The 16,799-nt window shown below is 63.6% G+C and carries 18 protein-coding genes; 9 read left to right on the forward strand and 9 right to left on the reverse strand.

Translation table 11 applies throughout. The annotated features are described in order from the left end of the window. Position 1: 1 nt before the first annotated feature. From GGR39_RS06115 to GGR39_RS06135, 5 genes are all read left to right on the forward strand, one after another. Positions 2-949: an ABC transporter ATP-binding protein gene (locus GGR39_RS06115; protein ID WP_183616295.1), complete on the forward strand. Its 948-nt coding sequence runs from the start codon at positions 2-4 to the stop codon at positions 947-949. Further along, complete coding sequence (locus GGR39_RS06120; protein ID WP_058735902.1) at positions 946-1,719, forward strand: ABC transporter permease; 774 nt, start codon at positions 946-948, stop codon at positions 1,717-1,719. The genes GGR39_RS06115 and GGR39_RS06120 overlap by 4 nt, the downstream gene beginning before the upstream one ends. A gap of 19 nt (positions 1,720-1,738) precedes the next feature. Further along, complete coding sequence (locus GGR39_RS06125; protein WP_183616296.1) at positions 1,739-2,653, forward strand: DUF481 domain-containing protein; 915 nt, start codon at positions 1,739-1,741, stop codon at positions 2,651-2,653. Positions 2,654-2,661: 8 nt separating this feature from the next. After that, complete coding sequence (gene tgt, locus GGR39_RS06130; protein ID WP_183616297.1) at positions 2,662-3,789, forward strand: tRNA guanosine(34) transglycosylase Tgt; 1,128 nt, start codon at positions 2,662-2,664, stop codon at positions 3,787-3,789. A gap of 90 nt (positions 3,790-3,879) precedes the next feature. Next, on the forward strand, positions 3,880-5,871 hold the full coding sequence (locus GGR39_RS06135; RefSeq protein ID WP_183616298.1) for an alpha/beta hydrolase family protein: 1,992 nt from the start codon (positions 3,880-3,882) through the stop codon (positions 5,869-5,871). 12 nt (positions 5,872-5,883) lie between these two features. Here the strand turns inward: GGR39_RS06135 and GGR39_RS06140 are convergent, their stop codons facing one another. Together GGR39_RS06140 and rpsD are read right to left on the reverse strand one after the other, a co-directional pair. Further along, positions 5,884-6,063 (reverse strand): hypothetical protein, encoded by a 180-nt coding sequence (locus GGR39_RS06140; RefSeq protein WP_183616299.1) that lies wholly within the window; start codon positions 6,061-6,063, stop codon positions 5,884-5,886. Positions 6,064-6,203: 140 nt separating this feature from the next. Next, positions 6,204-6,818: a 30S ribosomal protein S4 gene (gene rpsD / locus GGR39_RS06145; protein WP_058735898.1), complete on the reverse strand. Its 615-nt coding sequence runs from the start codon at positions 6,816-6,818 to the stop codon at positions 6,204-6,206. A gap of 239 nt (positions 6,819-7,057) precedes the next feature. Here rpsD and GGR39_RS06150 point away from each other — a divergent pair, with 239 nt between their 5' ends. After that, positions 7,058-7,372, forward strand: a complete 315-nt coding sequence (locus GGR39_RS06150) for a chorismate mutase (RefSeq protein ID WP_246388367.1) — start codon at positions 7,058-7,060, stop codon at positions 7,370-7,372. A gap of 52 nt (positions 7,373-7,424) precedes the next feature. Here GGR39_RS06150 and GGR39_RS06155 read toward each other — a convergent pair whose 3' ends face one another. The 7 genes from GGR39_RS06155 to GGR39_RS06185 all read right to left on the reverse strand — a co-directional run bounded on the left by GGR39_RS06155 (position 7,425) and on the right by GGR39_RS06185 (position 12,584). Next, on the reverse strand, positions 7,425-8,150 hold the full coding sequence (locus GGR39_RS06155) for an RNA methyltransferase (RefSeq protein WP_183616300.1): 726 nt from the start codon (positions 8,148-8,150) through the stop codon (positions 7,425-7,427). Further along, positions 8,147-8,608 carry a transcriptional regulator NrdR gene (gene nrdR / locus GGR39_RS06160; protein WP_183616301.1) on the reverse strand — a complete coding sequence of 154 codons (462 nt, stop codon included), beginning with the start codon at positions 8,606-8,608 and terminating at the stop codon, positions 8,147-8,149. Before nrdR ends, GGR39_RS06155 begins: the two co-directional genes overlap by 4 nt. 14 nt (positions 8,609-8,622) lie before the next feature. Continuing rightward, a complete protein-coding gene (locus GGR39_RS06165; RefSeq protein ID WP_183616302.1) occupies positions 8,623-8,850 on the reverse strand; it encodes a hypothetical protein in 228 nt (75 codons plus the stop codon). A gap of 3 nt (positions 8,851-8,853) precedes the next feature. Next, positions 8,854-10,161: a serine hydroxymethyltransferase gene (gene glyA / locus GGR39_RS06170; protein WP_183616303.1), complete on the reverse strand. Its 1,308-nt coding sequence runs from the start codon at positions 10,159-10,161 to the stop codon at positions 8,854-8,856. Next, entirely contained in the window at positions 10,158-10,622 is a 465-nt protein-coding gene (gene rpiB, locus GGR39_RS06175) for a ribose 5-phosphate isomerase B (protein WP_183616304.1), read from the reverse strand. Before rpiB ends, glyA begins: the two co-directional genes overlap by 4 nt. A gap of 86 nt (positions 10,623-10,708) precedes the next feature. Next, on the reverse strand, positions 10,709-11,440 hold the full coding sequence (locus tag GGR39_RS06180) for a glutathione S-transferase family protein (RefSeq protein ID WP_183616305.1): 732 nt from the start codon (positions 11,438-11,440) through the stop codon (positions 10,709-10,711). A gap of 115 nt (positions 11,441-11,555) precedes the next feature. Continuing rightward, positions 11,556-12,584, reverse strand: coding sequence for an endonuclease/exonuclease/phosphatase family protein (locus tag GGR39_RS06185; protein ID WP_183616306.1), 1,029 nt, complete (start codon positions 12,582-12,584; stop codon positions 11,556-11,558). 309 nt (positions 12,585-12,893) lie between these two features. On the opposite strand from GGR39_RS06185, the gene GGR39_RS06190 reads away from it, so the two are divergent. Genes GGR39_RS06190 through GGR39_RS06200 form a run of 3 tightly spaced genes read left to right on the forward strand, consistent with a single transcriptional unit; the run spans position 12,894 to position 16,789 of the window. Next, positions 12,894-13,481 (forward strand): RNA polymerase sigma factor, encoded by a 588-nt coding sequence (locus tag GGR39_RS06190; protein ID WP_183616307.1) that lies wholly within the window; start codon positions 12,894-12,896, stop codon positions 13,479-13,481. Then, entirely contained in the window at positions 13,468-14,430 is a 963-nt protein-coding gene (locus tag GGR39_RS06195; protein ID WP_183616308.1) for a FecR family protein, read from the forward strand. Before GGR39_RS06190 ends, GGR39_RS06195 begins: the two co-directional genes overlap by 14 nt. 25 nt (positions 14,431-14,455) lie before the next feature. Further along, the gene (locus tag GGR39_RS06200; RefSeq protein ID WP_183616309.1) at positions 14,456-16,789 is read left to right on the forward strand and encodes a TonB-dependent receptor; all 2,334 of its coding nucleotides are present in this window, start codon (positions 14,456-14,458) and stop codon (positions 16,787-16,789) included. Positions 16,790-16,799 lie beyond the last annotated feature (10 nt).

Here is a 16,799-nt window from a genome sequence, read left to right on the forward strand (position 1 = left end):
GATGGAAAATATTCTTGAGATTCGCGGCCTGACGAAAACCTACAAGGGGGGCTTCACCGCGCTGAACGGTGTCGATCTGGACATCCGCAAGGGTGAGATTTTCGCACTGCTCGGGCCTAATGGCGCCGGCAAGACGACGCTGATCGGCGCGGTGTGCGGACTGGTGCGGCCGACCAGCGGCACGATCCAGGCATTCGGTGAAGACATGGGCCGCCATTGGCGTCGGCTCCGGGCCCGGATCGGCCTGGTGCCGCAGGAACTGGCGACCGACATGTTCGAGCCGGTGATGCGCTCCGTCACGCATTCGCGCGGGCTGTTCGGACTGTCGCCGGACCCGGCCCGGATCGAGGCAATCCTCAAGTCGCTCAGCTTGTGGGACAAGCGCGATACGCAGATCCGCGCCTTGTCCGGCGGTATGAAGCGCCGGGTCCTTATCGCCAAGGCCATGGCGCATGAGCCCGAACTGCTGTTCCTTGATGAGCCGACAGCCGGTGTCGATGTCGAATTGCGGCGGGATATGTGGCAGCAGATCGCCGAGATGCGCGAACGGGGCACCACCGTGATCCTGACCACGCACTACATTGAGGAGGCCGAGGAAATGGCCGATCGCGTCGGCATCATCCGACAGGGCGAAATCCTGATGGTGGATGACAAGGACGCGATCATGAAGCGCCTGGGCCGCACGGAAGCGCATATCGTCCTGACCGAGCCGCTCTCGGCCCTGCCGGACGCATTCAGCAATTATCCCATCACGATTTCGGACGATGGCCTGACCTTGACCTATCGCGGCGGGGACGGCGCGGGGCAGGGCAAGGCGGACGTGGCCGAGATCACCAAGGCGCTGACGCGGCAAGGCATCGACTATCAGGCGATCGATCAGCACGAGTCCAGCCTGGAGGATATTTTCGTCGACCTTGTCGAAGGCGGGCGTCAGGAGCAGATGGCATGAGCCTGTTCAACGCACGCAGCGCGGGCACGATCTACAAGCAGGAATTGCTGCGGGCCTTCCGCACGGCGCTGCAGTCCATCCTGGCACCGGTGCTGACGACTTCGCTGTACTTCGTGGTGTTCGGCGCGGCGATCGGCGGACAGATGCAGCACGGAATGGACGGCGTGAATTACGGCGCTTTCATCGTGCCCGGTCTGCTACTGCTGACCTTGCTGGGAGAAAGCACCAGCAATGCCAGCTTCGGCATCTACATGCCGCGCTTCACTGGCGCGATCTACGAACTGCTGTCCGCTCCGGTCGGCGTGGCGGAGACGCTGGCCGGCTTCGTCGGGGCTGCGGCCACCAAATCGCTGATCCTGGCGGCGATCATCCTTACCACCGCAACGCTGTTCGTGGACTACACGATCGTCCACCCATTCTATGCCCTGGGCTTCATACTGCTGGTTTCCGCCAGCTTCTCCTTGTTCGGTTTCATCCTGGGCATCTGGGCGGACAGCTTCGAGAAACTGTCGGTTGTGCCGATGCTGATCCTGATGCCGCTGACGTTCCTGGGCGGCACGTTCTACTCGATCGACATGTTGCCCCAACCCTGGCGCACGGTGGCGCTGGCCAATCCGGTGGTCTATCTCGTCAACGGCTTGCGTTGGACGTTCTACGGCAAGTCGGACGTATCGATCTGGCTGTCGCTGGGGCTGACACTGGCGTTCCTCGCAGCCTGCGTGGCGCTGATCGCGTTCATCTTCCGCACCGGGTGGCGCCTGCGCAACTAAGCCGTTAAAGGCGCGGGAGATGTCTGCCCGCGCCGTTGCCTTTGCCTGCTTTCTTGTTGCCGCCGCGCCTGCGCGGGCCGAATTGCCCGGTCCGGTCCGCGCAATGATCGAGGCCGCGATGGCCACGGACGACGCCAAGGCGGTCGACGCGGTGGTGAAGGCGGCCAAGGAAACGCAGCCGCAGGACAGCGCCGAAATCGATGCGATGCGCCAGAAGTTCGAAGACACTCACAAGCTGGTGGTGACGGAGAAAGCGGATAACGAACGCGCCCGCATCCTGGCCGCCCGGCCGCTGGAACTGTGGAGCGGTGAAGGCGAAGTGGGCGCGTTCAGCTCCACCGGCAATAGCCGCAACTCGGGTGTTTCCGTTGGCGTAAAGCTCAGCCGCCAAGGCGTCTATTGGCAGCACCGGCTGCAGTTTACCGCTGACTATCAGAAAACCAACCGCGTGGTCTCGCGCGAGCAGTATCTGGCGCTTTACAATCCGCGCTACACCCTCAGCGATCGGTTCTACGCTTACGGGCTGGCGCAGTACGAGCACGATCGGTTTCAGGGCTATGACAGCCGCACGTCATTCTCGCCGGGTTTCGGCTATCGCATCTTCAATTCAAATGATTTGAAACTGTCGTTTGACGGCGGCCCGGCGCTGCGCTTCACCGACTATGTCGACGAACCTTCGAAAACCACCGTCTCTGCCCTTGGCGCAATCGATTTTGCCTGGAACGCCACGCGGACTTTGCGCGTCACGCATCAATCCAGCGCCTACGTCGAGGCGGACAACAGCACTTATACCGCCACGACCTCGCTGGAGGCGGGAATGCTGAAGGGCTTGAAGGCGCGCCTGTCCTACCGCTACGAGCATGATACCGACCCCCCGGTCGGTTCGCGGCAGACCGACACGCTGTCTCGCTTCACTCTCGTTTACGGCTTCTGATCACCGCCATGACCCGCTTCGCGTTCGACATCCACGCCACCGATGGCCGCGCCAGGACCGGGCGTATCACAATGAAGCGCGGGGAAATCCGCACGCCTGCGTTCATGCCCGTGGGCACGGCGGCGACGGTGAAGGCGATGAAGCCGCAGGATGTCCGCGCGACCGGGGCGGACATCATCCTGGGCAATACCTATCACCTGATGCTGCGCCCGGGCGCTGAGCGGGTGGCGCGGCTGGGCGGGCTGCACAAGTTCATGAACTGGGATCGCCCGATCCTGACAGACAGCGGTGGGTATCAGGTGATGAGCCTGTCTGACTTGCGCAAGATCACCGAGGAGGGCGTTACCTTCGCCAGCCACCTCGACGGTTCGCGCCATTTGCTGACGCCCGAACGCTCGATGGAGATCCAGCGGCTGCTCGGCTCCGATATCGTCATGGCGTTCGATGAGTGCCCAAAGATCGACCAGGGTCGGGACGTGATCGCGCGATCCATGGAAATGTCGATGCGCTGGGCCAAACGCAGTCGCGAAGGCTTCGACGCCGGTGGCGATCATGCCGAGAGAGCGGCCTTGTTCGGCATCCAGCAGGGCGCTCTAGATGAAGACTTGCGCCGCAGCTCCGCACAGGCGCTGACCGAGATCGGGTTCGATGGCTATGCGATCGGCGGACTGGCGGTGGGTGAGGGGCAGGAGGCGATGTTCGCCACGCTGGAATTCGCGCCCGGGCAACTTCCGGCAGATCGCCCGCGCTACCTGATGGGCGTGGGAAAGCCGGACGATCTGGTCGGCGCGGTGGAACGCGGCGTGGATATGTTCGACTGCGTTCTGCCGACGCGCTCCGGTCGTAACGGACAAGCGTTCACCTGGAACGGGCCAGTCAACATGCGCAATGCGCGGCATGCGGAGGATACGGCGGCGTTGGACGATCGCTGTCCGTGCCCCACCTGCCAGACCTATTCACGCGCCTACCTGCATCACCTTATCAAATCAGGCGAGATGCTGGGCGCGATGCTGCTGACCGAACACAACCTGACGTTTTATCAGCAGCTGATGCAGGCGATGCGCGACGCGATCATGGAGGAGCGCTTCGCGGCCTTTGCCCGCTCGTTCCGGGCCGGTTACCAGCGCAGCGGATAAGCACGTTTCGCTTTTCTCTCGCGATGGATCGCCGTTGACGCAGCCGCCATAGCGAGGCACCGTCTCCCCACGATTTCCGGGGGGTTTTCAATGAGCAAACATGGGATTGGCGGCGCGGTCTTGCTGATGCTAATCGGCGTGGGCGGGGCAGCTTATGCCGCGACAGACGATGCGGCCACGGTGGCCGCGAAGTTCGGCGCGCTTCCGGCTGTCGAAGATATCAGCTTGTCTCCCGATGGCAGCAAGCTTGCCGTCGTAAGCCCGCTGCCAGATGGGCAGGGGCTATCCGTGGTCGACTATAGCGCAGGCGGCAAAGTCAAACCGATCGCCACGATCGAAAGCAAGGACGGCCGCATTTCCAAATGCTCATGGCCGACTTCCGAACGGATCATCTGCCGGGTCTATGGCATAGCCGATACCGGGGCGTTGCTCCTTGGCTTCACGCGGAACTTCGCGGTCAATGCCGATGGTTCGAAGATGGTGCAATTGACGGCGCGCCAAGGCACAAACGCTTTGGGGCCGATGCAGGACGGCGGCACCTTGATCGATTGGGACCTGCCCGATCACCCCGGCCAGATCCTGGTTTCTCGTCAGTTCGTGCCGGAAGCGAGCACCGGAACGCGCCTCGCCCAGACTGGCGAGGGCCTTGGTGTAGAGATGGTCGATACCGCTTCGCTGCGGCGCGTCACGGTCGAGCGCCCGCGTCCCAGCGCAACCAGCTATATTTCTGACGGCCATGGGCAAATCCGCGTCATGGTGTCGCAGCCTATCGATGCCACTGGCAACGTGTCGAACACGATCGAGTATCTTTACCGCAAACCCGGCTCACGCGACTGGCAGCGATTGTCGACCGCCACTGCCGGCGCCCAGTCCACTTCCGGCTTTACGCCAGAGGCCGTCGATAGCGCGAAGAATGTAGCGTATGGGTTTGATAACACGGATGGCTTTGTAAAGCTCGTCAGCCTCTCGCTCGATGGTGCCAATCGCAGAGAGGACGTGTTGAGCCGCCCCGGCGTTGACGTGGATCAGCTGATCCAGATCGGTCGCAGCGAGCGCGTGGTAGGCGCCAGCTACGCGACCGATCGGCGGACGACCGAATATTTCGACCCGGCATTGAAGGCGTTAAGCGCTGCGCTGGGCAAGGCGCTTCCGGGTGCGCCCAAAGTCGACTTTCTCGACGCGACGCAAGGTGAGGACAAGCTTTTGCTGATTGCCTCGGGCGACACCAGCCCCGGGATGACCTACCTGTTCGACAAGAAGACACGCGGGCTGGAGGAGGTTCTGCCGATCCGGCCACACTTGGAATCGGTCAGCCTCGCGCCGATGAAGTCCATCACCTTTACGGCCCAGGACGGCACCTCGATACCGGGTTATCTCACGCTGCCGATAGGCACATCAGTCAAGGGACTTCCCGCGATCGTGATGCCGCATGGTGGGCCCTCCTCGCGTGATGAGTGGGGCTTCGATTGGCTGGTGCAATTCTTCGCGGCACGCGGCTACGCCGTACTGCAGCCCAACTTCCGGGGCTCATCGGGCTATGGATCGGCTTGGTACCAGAAGAACGGGTTTCAATCCTGGCGCACGGCGATCGGCGACGTGAACGACGCCGGACGATGGCTGGTGAAGCAGGGGATCGCGGACGGCGGCAAGCTTGCGATCGTCGGCTGGTCCTATGGGGGATATGCCGCGCTGCAAAGCGCAGCGCTGGATCCCGATCTTTTCAAGGCCATCGTCGCCGTCGCTCCGGTCACGGACCTGACGATCCTGCGGGACGAAGCGTCGCAATACGTCAATGGCAGGCTTGTCGCTCAGTTCATCGGTACAGGGGCGCACCTGCGCGAAGGCTCACCTGCCCAGAACGCAGCGAAGATCAAGGCGCCGGTTTTGCTATTCCACGGAACCAGGGATCTCAACGTGGGCGTACGGGAGTCCCAAATCATGAATGATCGCCTGAAGAGCGCGGGCAAGCAAGTTACGTATATCGAGTTTCCCAAGCTTGACCATCAGCTGGTTAATGCAGCGGCACGTACCCGCCTCCTCAGCGAGTCAGATGCATTCCTGCGGAAATCATTCGGGATGTAGACGCGCGCGCGATTATCGCGCCATCGCGTCTAGGCCAGCCACTTCCAGCTTGGTGCCGGGATAAGCAACGAATTCGCCACTGCGACTATCGAAGAAACCGGCGCCGATGGCGTTGGCGAAACGCTTTGCCAAGCTGAGGTCGGGATACCATTTTCCGGTGCGGTGCGGGGTGATGAAGCGATACTTAGACATAGTGCCGAGTGAACGACGTTATGGGCCCGAGAGTTCCCGCCATCCGCCTGATCTGAAACGGTTTGTCGCAAACCAATCAGGTACGAAAAAGGCGGCCCCGAGGGGCCGCCTTCATCGATTTCAGCAGAAAAAACCTCCGATCAGCGCGAGTAGAACTCGACGACCAGGTTGGGTTCCATCTTCACCGGGTAAGGCACTTCGTCCAGCGTCGGAACGCGAACGAACGTGATCTTGTCGGTGCCGTCCTGCGAGATGTAATCGGGCACTTCACGCTCGGCCAGGCCCTGCGCTTCGATGATCAGCGCCATCTCCTTGGCCTTGTCGCCCAGGCTGATGATGTCACCCACGAAGACGCGGCGGCTGGCGACGTTGCACTTCACGCCGTTGACGCGGATGTGGCCATGGCTGACGATCTGGCGTGCGGCGAAGATCGTGGGCGCGAACTTGGCGCGGTACACGATCATGTCCAGGCGCTGCTCCAGCAGGCCGATCAGGTTCTGGCCGGTATCGCCCTTCATGCGCGATGCTTCGGCGTAGGTGCGCTTGAACTGCTTCTCGGTCACGTCGCCGTAGTAGCCCTTCAGCTTCTGCTTGGCGCGAAGCTGGATGCCGTAGTCCGACACCTTGCTCTTGCGACGCTGACCGTGCTGGCCGGGGCCGTAGCTGCGACGGTTGACCGAGCTCTTGGGACGGCCCCAGATATTCTCGCCCATGCGACGATCGAGTTTATGCTTGGCGCTCTGGCGCTTCGACATAGGAAGTCCTTCAATTCTGCTAGCCTCGCCACCATGGCGACGCCGATGTGTTTTCCGGATTCGCACCGCCCCTGTAAGGAACGCGGCCACCGCTTCACCGGAGTGCGGGGCCGAACGGACGATCCCGGTCCCTGTAAGGGCGGGGTCCAAGTGAAGGCGCGCGTTTAGCGCCGTGCCGGGGAAAGTCAAGCTGATGCCAACCCCTCGACGACGCGCGGCGTGGCGGCTAGGGCGCGCTGATGCCCAATACCACGCCCCTGTCACCAGATGCCTGCAGCACCATGGCCGAAGTCCGCGCCGGGGTCGATGATCTGGACGCGAGACTGGTCGAGATGCTGGCCACGCGGTTCGCTTACATGCGCGCTGCCGCCCGGATCAAACCTGAGCGCGGGCAAGTGCGTGACGAGCCGCGCAAGGCCGAAGTGATCGCCAACGCACGCGCACGGGCCGAAGGGCTCGGATTGCCGGCGGACGCGGTGGCGGCGATCTGGGAGGGACTGGTGGAAGCCTCGATCGCCTATGAGCTGGACCATTGGGACGAGCGCAGGGGTTGATTGACCGTCCCCGCTCGCTCGAACGGACCCGCGAGCGCTAACGCAGAATCGTTCAACGCTCTCTTTTGTCGCGCTCCAGCGTAGTGAGGATGCCGCGGAAGGTGCGCACTTCCAGGCGGTTCCAGCCGGGCTTAGTGAGTAGATTGCGCAGGGTCAGCCGATTGGTTTCCGCCCTGGGCTGCGGCCAGAAGTAGTTCTTGGCTTCCAGCATCCGCTCGAAGTGGCCGATCAGGCCTTCCAGTTCGTCCTGCGGGGCGGGGGGCAACAGTTCCTCGACCGTGGGCTGCACCAGCGTTGCATGCTTGGACCATTCATAGGCGCACAGGATCACCGCCTGGGCCAGGTTCAGTGAACCGAACTGCGGGTTGATGGGCACCGTCAGGATCGCCCGGGCGAGGGCAACATCCTCGGTTTCGAGCCCGGACCGTTCCGGCCCGAAAACAAAGGCGGAGCGGCCCGGCGCGGTCCGGATTTCGCTGGCGGCCTGCTCGGGCGTGACGACCGGCTTGGTGACGCCGCGTTTGCGCACGGTGGTGGCATAGACGTTGGCGCAATCGGCAACGGCCTCCGCCAGCGAGCCGAACACTTGCGCCTGATCCAGCACGACATCCGCGCCAGCGGCGGCCGGTCCGGCGCTGGGGTTGGGCCATCCGTCGCGCGGCGTGACGAGGCGCATCTCGGTCAGCCCGAAGTTCAGCATGGCGCGTGCGGCCTTGCCGATATTCTCGCCCAACTGCGGCCGGACAAGCACGATGACGGGGTTTTGCGGCGCGGTCATCCGGCGCTCACCCCGCGCACGGTGCTGGCGAAGTCCGCGAAATCACTGGCCTCGCTGAAATCGCGATAGACCGAGGCGAAGCGAATGTAGGCGACGGAATCGACTTGCCGCAGCCCTTCCATCACCATCTCCCCGATGGCGAGCGAGCTGACTTCGCTCTCACCCAAGGTCTCTACTTGTCGCTGCACGCCGGAAACCAGGCGATCGATTTTCTCGCCATCGACACTGCGCTTGCGGCAGGCGAGGCTGACGGATTGCTCGATCTTGGAACGGTCGAACGACTGGCGTGAGCCGTCGCTCTTGATCACGGTAATCTCACGCAGCTGGACGCGTTCGAACGTTGTGAACCGCGCGCCGCAGCCACCGCATTGGCGGCGGCGGCGGATCGCGCTGTTATCTTCCGTCGGTCTGCTGTCCTTGACTTGCGAATCGTCGTGGGCACAAAAAGGACAGCGCATTCAGTCTCGCAAAATTAGTTCGGGCGAACCCGCTTGTAGAACTGGTAGCCCGCGCCGGCAGCCAGGCCAACCGGGATCGTCACGAAGGGCAGCACGACAGCGGCGACAGCACCGATCGCACCCCAAGCCAGGACCGGCTTGGTGGAGGGGTGGCTAAGCCCGTCCTGCAGCATTCCGGCCAGCTCCTGGCGAGCGTCGGAAAGGAAATCACCGCGATTGTTGGGGTCGTTCAACTGAACCATGCTTCAAAGGTCCTCATAGATGGGAAAGCGATTGCACAGCGCTTCTACGCGCGCGCGCACCGCTTGTTCCACCTGACCATCACCTTCGTCGCCATTGCGCGCCATGCCATCGACGACCTGGACGATCAAATGGCCGATTTCGCGGAACTCTTCGGTGCCGAAACCGCGCGTGGTACCGGCCGGCGTGCCCAGGCGAATGCCCGAGGTGACGAAGGGTGAACGCTTGTCGAACGGAACGCCGTTCTTGTTGCAGGTGAGCCAAGCGCGATCGAGGCCCTTTTCCGCCGCCTTGCCGGTCACGTCCTTGGCGGTGAGGTCCACCAGCATCAGGTGATTGTCGGTACCTCCCGAGACGACGGAAAGCCCGGCGTCCTCGATGCTGGCGGCCAGCGCGCGCGCGTTGGCCACGATCTGATGGGCGTAGGCCTTGAATTCGGGCTTCAGCGCATCGGCGAAAGCGACCGCCTTGGCGGCGATCACGTGGACCAGCGGACCGCCCTGCAGGCCGGGGAAGACGGCGGTGTTGAACTTCTTCGCCAGATCCTCGTCATTGGTGAGGATCACGCCGGAGCGTGGGCCGCGCAGCGACTTGTGCGTGGTGGTGGTGACGACGTGAGCATGCGGGAAGGGCGAGGGGTGCGCACCGCCGGCGACCAGGCCGGAGAAGTGGCTCATATCCACCAGCAGCCACGCGCCCACTTCGTCTGCGATTTCGCGGAAGCGGGGGAAATCCCACACGCGCGAATAAGCGGTGCCGCCCGCGATGATCAGCTTGGGCTTGCACTCGCGCGCGATGCGGGCGACCTCGTCCATGTCGATCCGGTGGTCGTCCGGGCGCACGCCATAGGGCACGGGCTTGAACCACTTGCCGCTCATGTTGACGGGCGAGCCGTGCGTCAGGTGGCCGCCCGAGTTGAGATCGAGGCCCATGAACGTGTCGCCCGGCTGCAGCAGGGCCAGGAACACCGCCTGGTTCATCTGGCTGCCAGAGTTGGGCTGGACGTTGGCGAAATCGCATCCGAACAGCTGCTTGGCGCGCTCTATCGCCAGGGTTTCCACCACGTCGGCATATTCGCAGCCACCGTAGTAGCGCTTGCCGGGATAGCCTTCCGCGTACTTGTTGGTGAAGACCGAGCCGGTGGCTTCCAGCACGGCCTTGCTGGTGATGTTCTCGCTGGCGATCAGCTCGATCTTGGTCTGCTGGCGCTTCAGTTCCCCGCGGATGGCGGCGAAGACTTCAGGGTCGGCCTGCTCGAGGCTGGCGCTGAAGAAGCCGGTGGAGCGGATGGGGGCATCGGTGACGGTGCTCATGCGGCGGACTCCTGAGTCAGTTCTGCGATCTGGGGATGGGATAGCTTGTCAACGCGGCCGGCGTGGCGGCCGCCGCCGAACTCGGTCGACAGGAAGGCATCGAGGCAGGCCTTGGCCATGTCGATACCGGTCAGCCGCGCGCCCATGGCGATGGCATTGGCGTCGTTATGTTCGCGGGCCAGAGCGGCGGATAGCGGTTCGGACACGAGCGCGCAGCGCAGCGCCGGGTGGCGGTTCACGGCGATGGAGATGCCGATGCCCGAACCGCACAGCGCCACCGCGCGTTCCACGGTGCCGTCTGCGACGACCGAGGCCAGTTTGTAGCCATAATCCGGGTAGTCGACGCGATCGGCGGTTTCCGGCCCGAGATCAGCGACTTCGTGGCCAAGCTCGATCAGATATTCGCGCAATTCGGCTTTCAGGTCGACGGCGGCGTGGTCGGAAGCGATGGCGATGCGCATGGGCGCGATTCATCCTGGCAGTGGAGATTCACCGGCCCCCATAGTCCCAGGATGCCACTATGGCCAGTACGTGCTTCGAGGCGGCTCTAGAGCAGGGCGGAGGTGCCTCCATCGGCTCTGGCCGGCATGACACCGGGCGCGTCCAGGACGATCTGGCTCTTTTCCCCTCCCAGCAGGGCGGGGTCCGGAATTCCCTCCAGGGCCAGAACGCGCTGCGTGGCCGGGCGTGCCAGAACCCGCTCGCGATGGGCGAGGACATGCGGGATAGCGCTCATGTCGCACCGATCGGTCGGCCAGTGGAGATACGAGCTGTAGATGAAGAGGTATGGGTCCGACGTGGTATACCGGTCGCCATGCACGAAGGGGCGACCGTCCTTCAGGATGTCCTCCACCTTGCCGAAATAGTAATTCAGCATCTCGGGCACCTTGGCGCGGAGTGCTGCGTGGGCGACTTCGCCATCGGCGAACATGCGGGGCCGGGAAAAGTGGCGCAAGGTGATGTGGATGGTAGTCGCCAGGAAGCTGTTGAACGCATTCACCGTCGCCAGCCCAAATGGCGTTTGCGCCGGCAGCAGACCGGCTTCGGGGAATGTCTGCGCGAGATAGGCCATGATCGCCACATTCTCGGTGATGGGACCTTCATCGGTCACAAGAACGGGGACGAACCCGCGCGGACTGATCGCCAGGAATTCGGGCGTGCTGGTATCACCCTTCAGGACATTGACGGCGATGCCTTCGTATTGCGCGCCGCACTCTTCGAGCGTGATGTGCGAGGCCACCGGACATGCACCCGGCGCGTAGAAGAACTTCATCGGCATGGTTTTTCGCTCCGGCAATCTGGCTCGCCGCAAGGTATTCCTGCTCGATCACGGCTCGACAATGGCGGGCAGGGGCCGGCCACGCTCACATTTCACATGTGATGGCTTGCCGGCTCTATTGGATCGGCTCGACACGATAATCCGCCACGTAGCCCAGGTGATCTGACAGCTTGAAGCCGCCCGCCGCGATACCGAACGGCACGCGCACGTCCGTCAGCGTGAGCGAGGTTCCCGAAGCCGCGCGAAAGAACTGTTTGTCCTTGCCGCGTTTGATCACTGACTTGAGGTCGGCGTTAACGGGTCGGGGCGGGGCGGCGCCCGTTTCCTGCGCGATGACTTCCTGGCCGCCCGGCACCAGCGGAGCAGGACCCGTGGTCAGCGCGATCCGATTGGCGAAGTGGCCGATGTTGAAGTCTCCCCCGAACACCAGAGCCGTGTCGCGGTTGACCACGCGGCCCAGGAAAGCCCGGACTTCGCGGCATTGTTCGGCATAGGCCATGTCCGCGCGGGCGATGGAGACGCCGGTCGCCTTGCGTGAGTTAAGGTGCGTGTTCGCGATCGCGACCGGCTTTGACGCGCCGGGCACCCTGATCCACGTGACCAGCACGCCCTTGGCGGCAAGGCAATCATACCCGGCGCAGGCGTCGGGCGCGAAGGCCATCTTGGCGGTGCGCACGATCGGAAAGTCCGACAGGACGACCAGGCCGCTGTCCTGCCACTTGCCGATGGTCTCCCCCTTGATAAAGCTGGCGGCGCTGCGGAACACGCCGGGCATCGCGGTGCGATCGGTCTCGTTCGCGTCCGCCGCCGCCGGGCCGAAGGCGACATAGCGATATCCAGCCAGGGTCGCGATGGACTTGGCCTCGGGGGTGAAAGCTTCTTGCAGCAGCACCACGTGCGGCTGCGTTCCCTGTTCGCGCAGGTTGGCGAGGCGCAGGCCGATCTCTTGCAAGGAGCTTGTGCGATTTAACGCCACGGGGAAGGGCAGGCCGGCGACGTTGTACGTCATCACCGAAAGCGCGCCGGGGATCGCCTGGGGTATCGCGCCGCGTGGGATCGACACCTCCGCCGGAGCGGGCCCGGCGATGTTGCCCCCCAGAACCGCCAGAAACGCAGCCGCCATCAGCCAACGCGCACCAGACATGTGCAACTCCCGATATCCCCGCAGCAAAGCACCCACCTGCTTCGACGCCGCGCCCCGATAAAAGCCGCATGTGAAAGTTTGATGTGCGGGTGGTGACAAGCGGCGGCGTCACAGTGATGTCCGTGGCTTATTGCGCGGACGTGGGATGGAAACGGTGATGGAGCGCAGCCTGGCCTTGCATGACATAGCTGACAGCGGCTTGCGCACGTCATCCGCCGATGTGGGGCTGGCCGCTTGAGCGTGCGTGGCTCCCCGGCCGGGTCACCGGCACTTGTCGTCCCGGGCGCGACACGGCATGGGTCGCCGACGATGACGTCTCATGGTCAGGATATGCCGGCCCAGTCCGGCCTTCAACAGCTCAGCCTGGCGATGCGGCCAGAACTGCGGCGGTTCCTGCGCGCGCGTGGTTGCAGCGAGGCGGATGCCGAGGACCTGCTGCAAGAGCTGTTCATAAAGATCGCCACGACTACCACTGGACCGATCCGCACACCCAAGGCGTATCTCTTTCAGATACTCAACAACATGGCGCACACGCGCCGCCGCACCGAGATGCGGCGGCAGGCCCGCGATGCCGAATGGATCGGAGAGCGCCGCTTCGGCGATGATGCGGACGCTGCGCCCGATCCCGAAACCGCGCTCGCCGGACGTGACGAACTGGAGCGGGTGGAAGCGCAACTGGCTGATCTGCCCGAGCGGACGGCCTTCGTATTTCGCCAGTATCGCGTCGAAGGGCATTCGCAAAAGGCGATCGCGCTGGAACTGGGCATCAGCCTCAGCGCGGTCGAAAAGCATCTGCAGCGCGCTTACAAAGCCGTTCTGGTCATTCGGAACAGACAGGAACAGGGCGGCCTTGCGCCGGCTTCAAGCAAGGGAGGGATCGGAGATGCGGTTGACTGACGATCTCGTCCACGAGCAGGCGATCGCCTGGCACTTGCGCCTTACTGAAGATGGCTTCGACGAATGGGACGGCTTCGTGTCCTGGTTGGAAGCGGACGCTGCCCACAATAGCGCCTATGAGGCGGTGAGCGATGCCGATGCGGGGCTGGGGGAGCTTGCTGCTCCTGCCCCGTCGGTGGCTACGCATCCCGTTTCCTGGCCTGCCGCCTGGTCCGCGAACGACGAGCCTGACTCAGCCCCTGTGCAGCGGCGGCCTGGCAGGCTGATGGCAATGGCGGCCACGGTCGCGCTGGTTGCGATCGGTTCATGGGTCGGCTTTGGCGCGATGAACCAGACGTACGAAGTGCGCACGGCCCCGGGCGAGACGCGCACCCTGGCGCTGGCGGACGGCACCCGCATCGCCCTGAATGGCTCGACCGAGATCATGTTGGACAGGCAGGACCCGCGCTTCGCCGAATTGAAATCGGGCGAGGCGAAGTTTTCGGTCCACCATGATGCTGCCGATCCCTTCGAGCTGACGGTGGCGGACCAGAAGATTGTCGATGTCGGCACCGTCTTCAACGTGAAGAAGAGCCCGCAATCCCTGAAGGTCGAAGTGGCCGAAGGCGCGGTTCGCTACGAGGACGGACAAGTCCGGATGCGATTGGATGCGGGCGATACCCTGCAGGCCAGCGGCGCGAACGTCGTCGAAGGCACTTGTCCGCCCGAGGCGATCGGTAGCTGGACCAACGGGCGGCTGGTCTACGAAGGCGCACCTCTGGTTGAGGTAGCGGGCGATCTGGCGCGGGCGCGCGGTATTGCGGTTGAGCTTGCGCCTAACTTGGCGCAAGAGACCTTCTCTGGCGTGATTCAGCTCGACGGCGATGGAGACACGCTGCGGCAACGCGTAGCCCAACTGCTGAGGCTGAAGGTTTCCAAGACGTCCGATGGCTGGTCGATATCGAGGTGACATCGCGGCAGCCGTAAGTTGTGTAATGGCGCTCGGCGCACTCATCGCAACTCCCGCGCAAGCGCGCAGCGTTCGCCAGTTCTCCATCCCCGCGGGCTCGCTGTCCGGCGCGCTGTTGGTCTATGCCCAGCAGGCAGGCGTCTCGATCTCCATCAGCGATGCGCTGAAAATATCGCAGCGCACGGGCGGGCTGAAGGGACGCTACGAGATCTCCGATGCGCTTCGGCGGCTACTCAAGGGCAGCGGCCTGACGTTCACCTTTGTTGATCCCACTACAGTACGCATCGGCAGGATTTCTACCCCGCCGCCCAGACCGGCGGTGCGCCCAGTCGCCCCTGCGCCTTCTAAGCCGCCGCCGATGGTGAGCGCGCCCGACATCGTCGTGATCGGCACCAAGCAGCGCGCCACGCTGGCGGACTATCCGGCCAGCATATCGATCCTGCAACTGACTCCGGCCGACACCGCGCGGGGCGGGGCCGATGGTACCAGCGCCGTGCTGAATCACGTGCCGGGCCTGGCGTCCACCAACCTGGGCCCCGGACGCAACAAGGTGTTCATCCGCGGCATCGCCGATTCCAGCTTCAATGGTGAAAGCCAGGCCACGATCAGCCAGTATCTGGGCGATGCGCGGCTGATCTACAGCGCGCCCGATCCCAACCTGCTGCTCTACGATATCGAGCGGGTGGAGGTGCTCGAAGGTCCGCAAGGCACGCTATATGGCGCGGGCACGCTGGGCGGGATCATCCAACTGGTGCCGCGTGCCCCCGATCTGGAAAGCGCATCTGGCGCGGTCTCCGCTGGGCTCCGCCTCACGCAGCATGGCGCTCCGGGCTTCGATGCTTCGGCGGTGGCGAACCTGCCGATCGTCAGCGACCGGCTGGCAGCGCGGGTGGTGGCTTATGGATCACAGGAAGGCGGCTATATCGACGATACGTTGCGCCGACTGTCCAACATCAACCGCAATCGGATAACCGGCGTCAGGGCCGGGCTGCGCTGGAAGCCGGCTTCTGACTGGACGATCGACCTGGGATTGGTCAGCCAGAATATCTCCTCTCGCGATGGGCAATATGCGGATACTGCGATCGGTACCCTTTCGCGCGCATCCGCGATCGCCCAGCCGTTCGACAACGATTACCGCATGGTCAACTTCGCCATAAAGCATGCTGCCGGTGCGACGGAACTGGTTTCCTCCACCAGCTATGCGCGCCAGAATTATGACACAACGTTCGATGCCACGCGCATTCCCGGCGTCAGCGCGCCGCGCATTTACAGCGAACTGAACGACATCAGCCTGCTGGCGCATGAAACCCGCGCGTCTGGCCAGTTCAACGGTCGCGGGCGATGGATCGTAGGGGTGAGCGCGCTGTTCAACCAGGATCGATCCTCGCGCGAGCTGGGCCTTGTGGACCGGCCGCAGATGCTGGCCAGCGTCACCAACGATACTGTCGACACCGCCTTGTTCGGCGAGGGCACTTGGCCGCTGTTCCGGCATCTTGACGTCACACTGGGTGGCCGCCTGAGTTATGTGCGCCAAGTCAGCAAGCTTGCGGGCGCGGAAGATCGCAATTCGGAATCGCGTCGCACCCAGTTCCGGGGGTTGCCCAGTGCCGCGGTGTCCTGGCGACGTAACAACTGGCTGATCTACGCCCGCTATCAAGAGGGATACCGCCCGGGAGCCTTGCAGATTTCCGGTCTTGGCGGCCGATTGGCGGCGGAGCGGTTTGAGCGCGATCACATCAGCACGGTGGAACTGGGCATGCGCTTTGGCGTCCGTCCGGGGTCCCGGTTAACCGGCTCCATAGTTGGAGCGAACGCGTCGTGGGACGATATCCAGGCTGATCTCGTCAATCTGCAAGGGTTGCCCTACACGGCGAACATCGGTTCGGGGACCGTCCACACGCTGTCCGCGCAACTGGCGTGGAAGCCGCGACCGAACGTGTCGATCGACGCGTCGGGCTTCGTGACGGCCAGCAACTTGTCAGAGCTTGCGCCCGATTACGCCAGCGTGCGCAATCGCGACTTGCCTAATATCGCCGACGCCGGTTGGCGCCTGGCCGCCACGTATGACCACGACCTTGGCCGGGCACATCTGTGGCTGGATGCGGCGGTGCGGTACAACGGGAACTCGCGATTGGCCGTGCGTGAACCTTTCGACTTGCCGCAAGGCGGGTTCTACGATGCCTCCATCGGCGGCCGGCTGGCGCTGGGCAATCTTGGCTTCTCGCTGGATTTCAGCAACTTGTTCGATTCCCGGGCCAACACCTTCGCCTTTGGCAATCCCTTCTCCCTGGCGGGTGGCACGCAGACCACGCCGCTGCGTCCGCGTTCGGTCCGGTTCGGGATCGACGCTACTTTTTGATCGCAGGACC

The organism is Novosphingobium fluoreni, assembly GCF_014196615.1.
GTDB lineage: Bacteria > Pseudomonadota > Alphaproteobacteria > Sphingomonadales > Sphingomonadaceae > Novosphingobium > Novosphingobium fluoreni.

Excerpts from the sequence above, each read along its gene's own strand:
- GGR39_RS06155 (WP_183616300.1), bottom strand. The coding sequence starts at position 8,150 with ATGACCGCGCCGCAAAACCCCGTCATCGTGCTTGTCCGGCCGCAGTTG.
- GGR39_RS06135 (WP_183616298.1), top strand. The coding sequence starts at position 3,880 with ATGAGCAAACATGGGATTGGCGGCGCGGTCTTGCTGATGCTAATCGGC.
- GGR39_RS06150 (WP_246388367.1), top strand. The coding sequence starts at position 7,058 with ATGCCCAATACCACGCCCCTGTCACCAGATGCCTGCAGCACCATGGCC.
- rpsD (WP_058735898.1), bottom strand. The coding sequence starts at position 6,818 with ATGTCGAAGCGCCAGAGCGCCAAGCATAAACTCGATCGTCGCATGGGC.
- GGR39_RS06185 (WP_183616306.1), bottom strand. The coding sequence starts at position 12,584 with ATGTCTGGTGCGCGTTGGCTGATGGCGGCTGCGTTTCTGGCGGTTCTG.
- tgt (WP_183616297.1), top strand. The coding sequence starts at position 2,662 with ATGACCCGCTTCGCGTTCGACATCCACGCCACCGATGGCCGCGCCAGG.
- GGR39_RS06195 (WP_183616308.1), top strand. The coding sequence starts at position 13,468 with ATGCGGTTGACTGACGATCTCGTCCACGAGCAGGCGATCGCCTGGCAC.
- GGR39_RS06115 (WP_183616295.1), top strand. The coding sequence starts at position 2 with ATGGAAAATATTCTTGAGATTCGCGGCCTGACGAAAACCTACAAGGGG.
- nrdR (WP_183616301.1), bottom strand. The coding sequence starts at position 8,608 with ATGCGCTGTCCTTTTTGTGCCCACGACGATTCGCAAGTCAAGGACAGC.
- GGR39_RS06140 (WP_183616299.1), bottom strand. The coding sequence starts at position 6,063 with ATGTCTAAGTATCGCTTCATCACCCCGCACCGCACCGGAAAATGGTAT.
- rpiB (WP_183616304.1), bottom strand. The coding sequence starts at position 10,622 with ATGCGCATCGCCATCGCTTCCGACCACGCCGCCGTCGACCTGAAAGCC.
- GGR39_RS06125 (WP_183616296.1), top strand. The coding sequence starts at position 1,739 with ATGTCTGCCCGCGCCGTTGCCTTTGCCTGCTTTCTTGTTGCCGCCGCG.
- GGR39_RS06165 (WP_183616302.1), bottom strand. The coding sequence starts at position 8,850 with ATGGTTCAGTTGAACGACCCCAACAATCGCGGTGATTTCCTTTCCGAC.
- GGR39_RS06200 (WP_183616309.1), top strand. The coding sequence starts at position 14,456 with ATGGCGCTCGGCGCACTCATCGCAACTCCCGCGCAAGCGCGCAGCGTT.
- GGR39_RS06120 (WP_058735902.1), top strand. The coding sequence starts at position 946 with ATGAGCCTGTTCAACGCACGCAGCGCGGGCACGATCTACAAGCAGGAA.
- glyA (WP_183616303.1), bottom strand. The coding sequence starts at position 10,161 with ATGAGCACCGTCACCGATGCCCCCATCCGCTCCACCGGCTTCTTCAGC.
- GGR39_RS06180 (WP_183616305.1), bottom strand. The coding sequence starts at position 11,440 with ATGCCGATGAAGTTCTTCTACGCGCCGGGTGCATGTCCGGTGGCCTCG.
- GGR39_RS06190 (WP_183616307.1), top strand. The coding sequence starts at position 12,894 with ATGACGTCTCATGGTCAGGATATGCCGGCCCAGTCCGGCCTTCAACAG.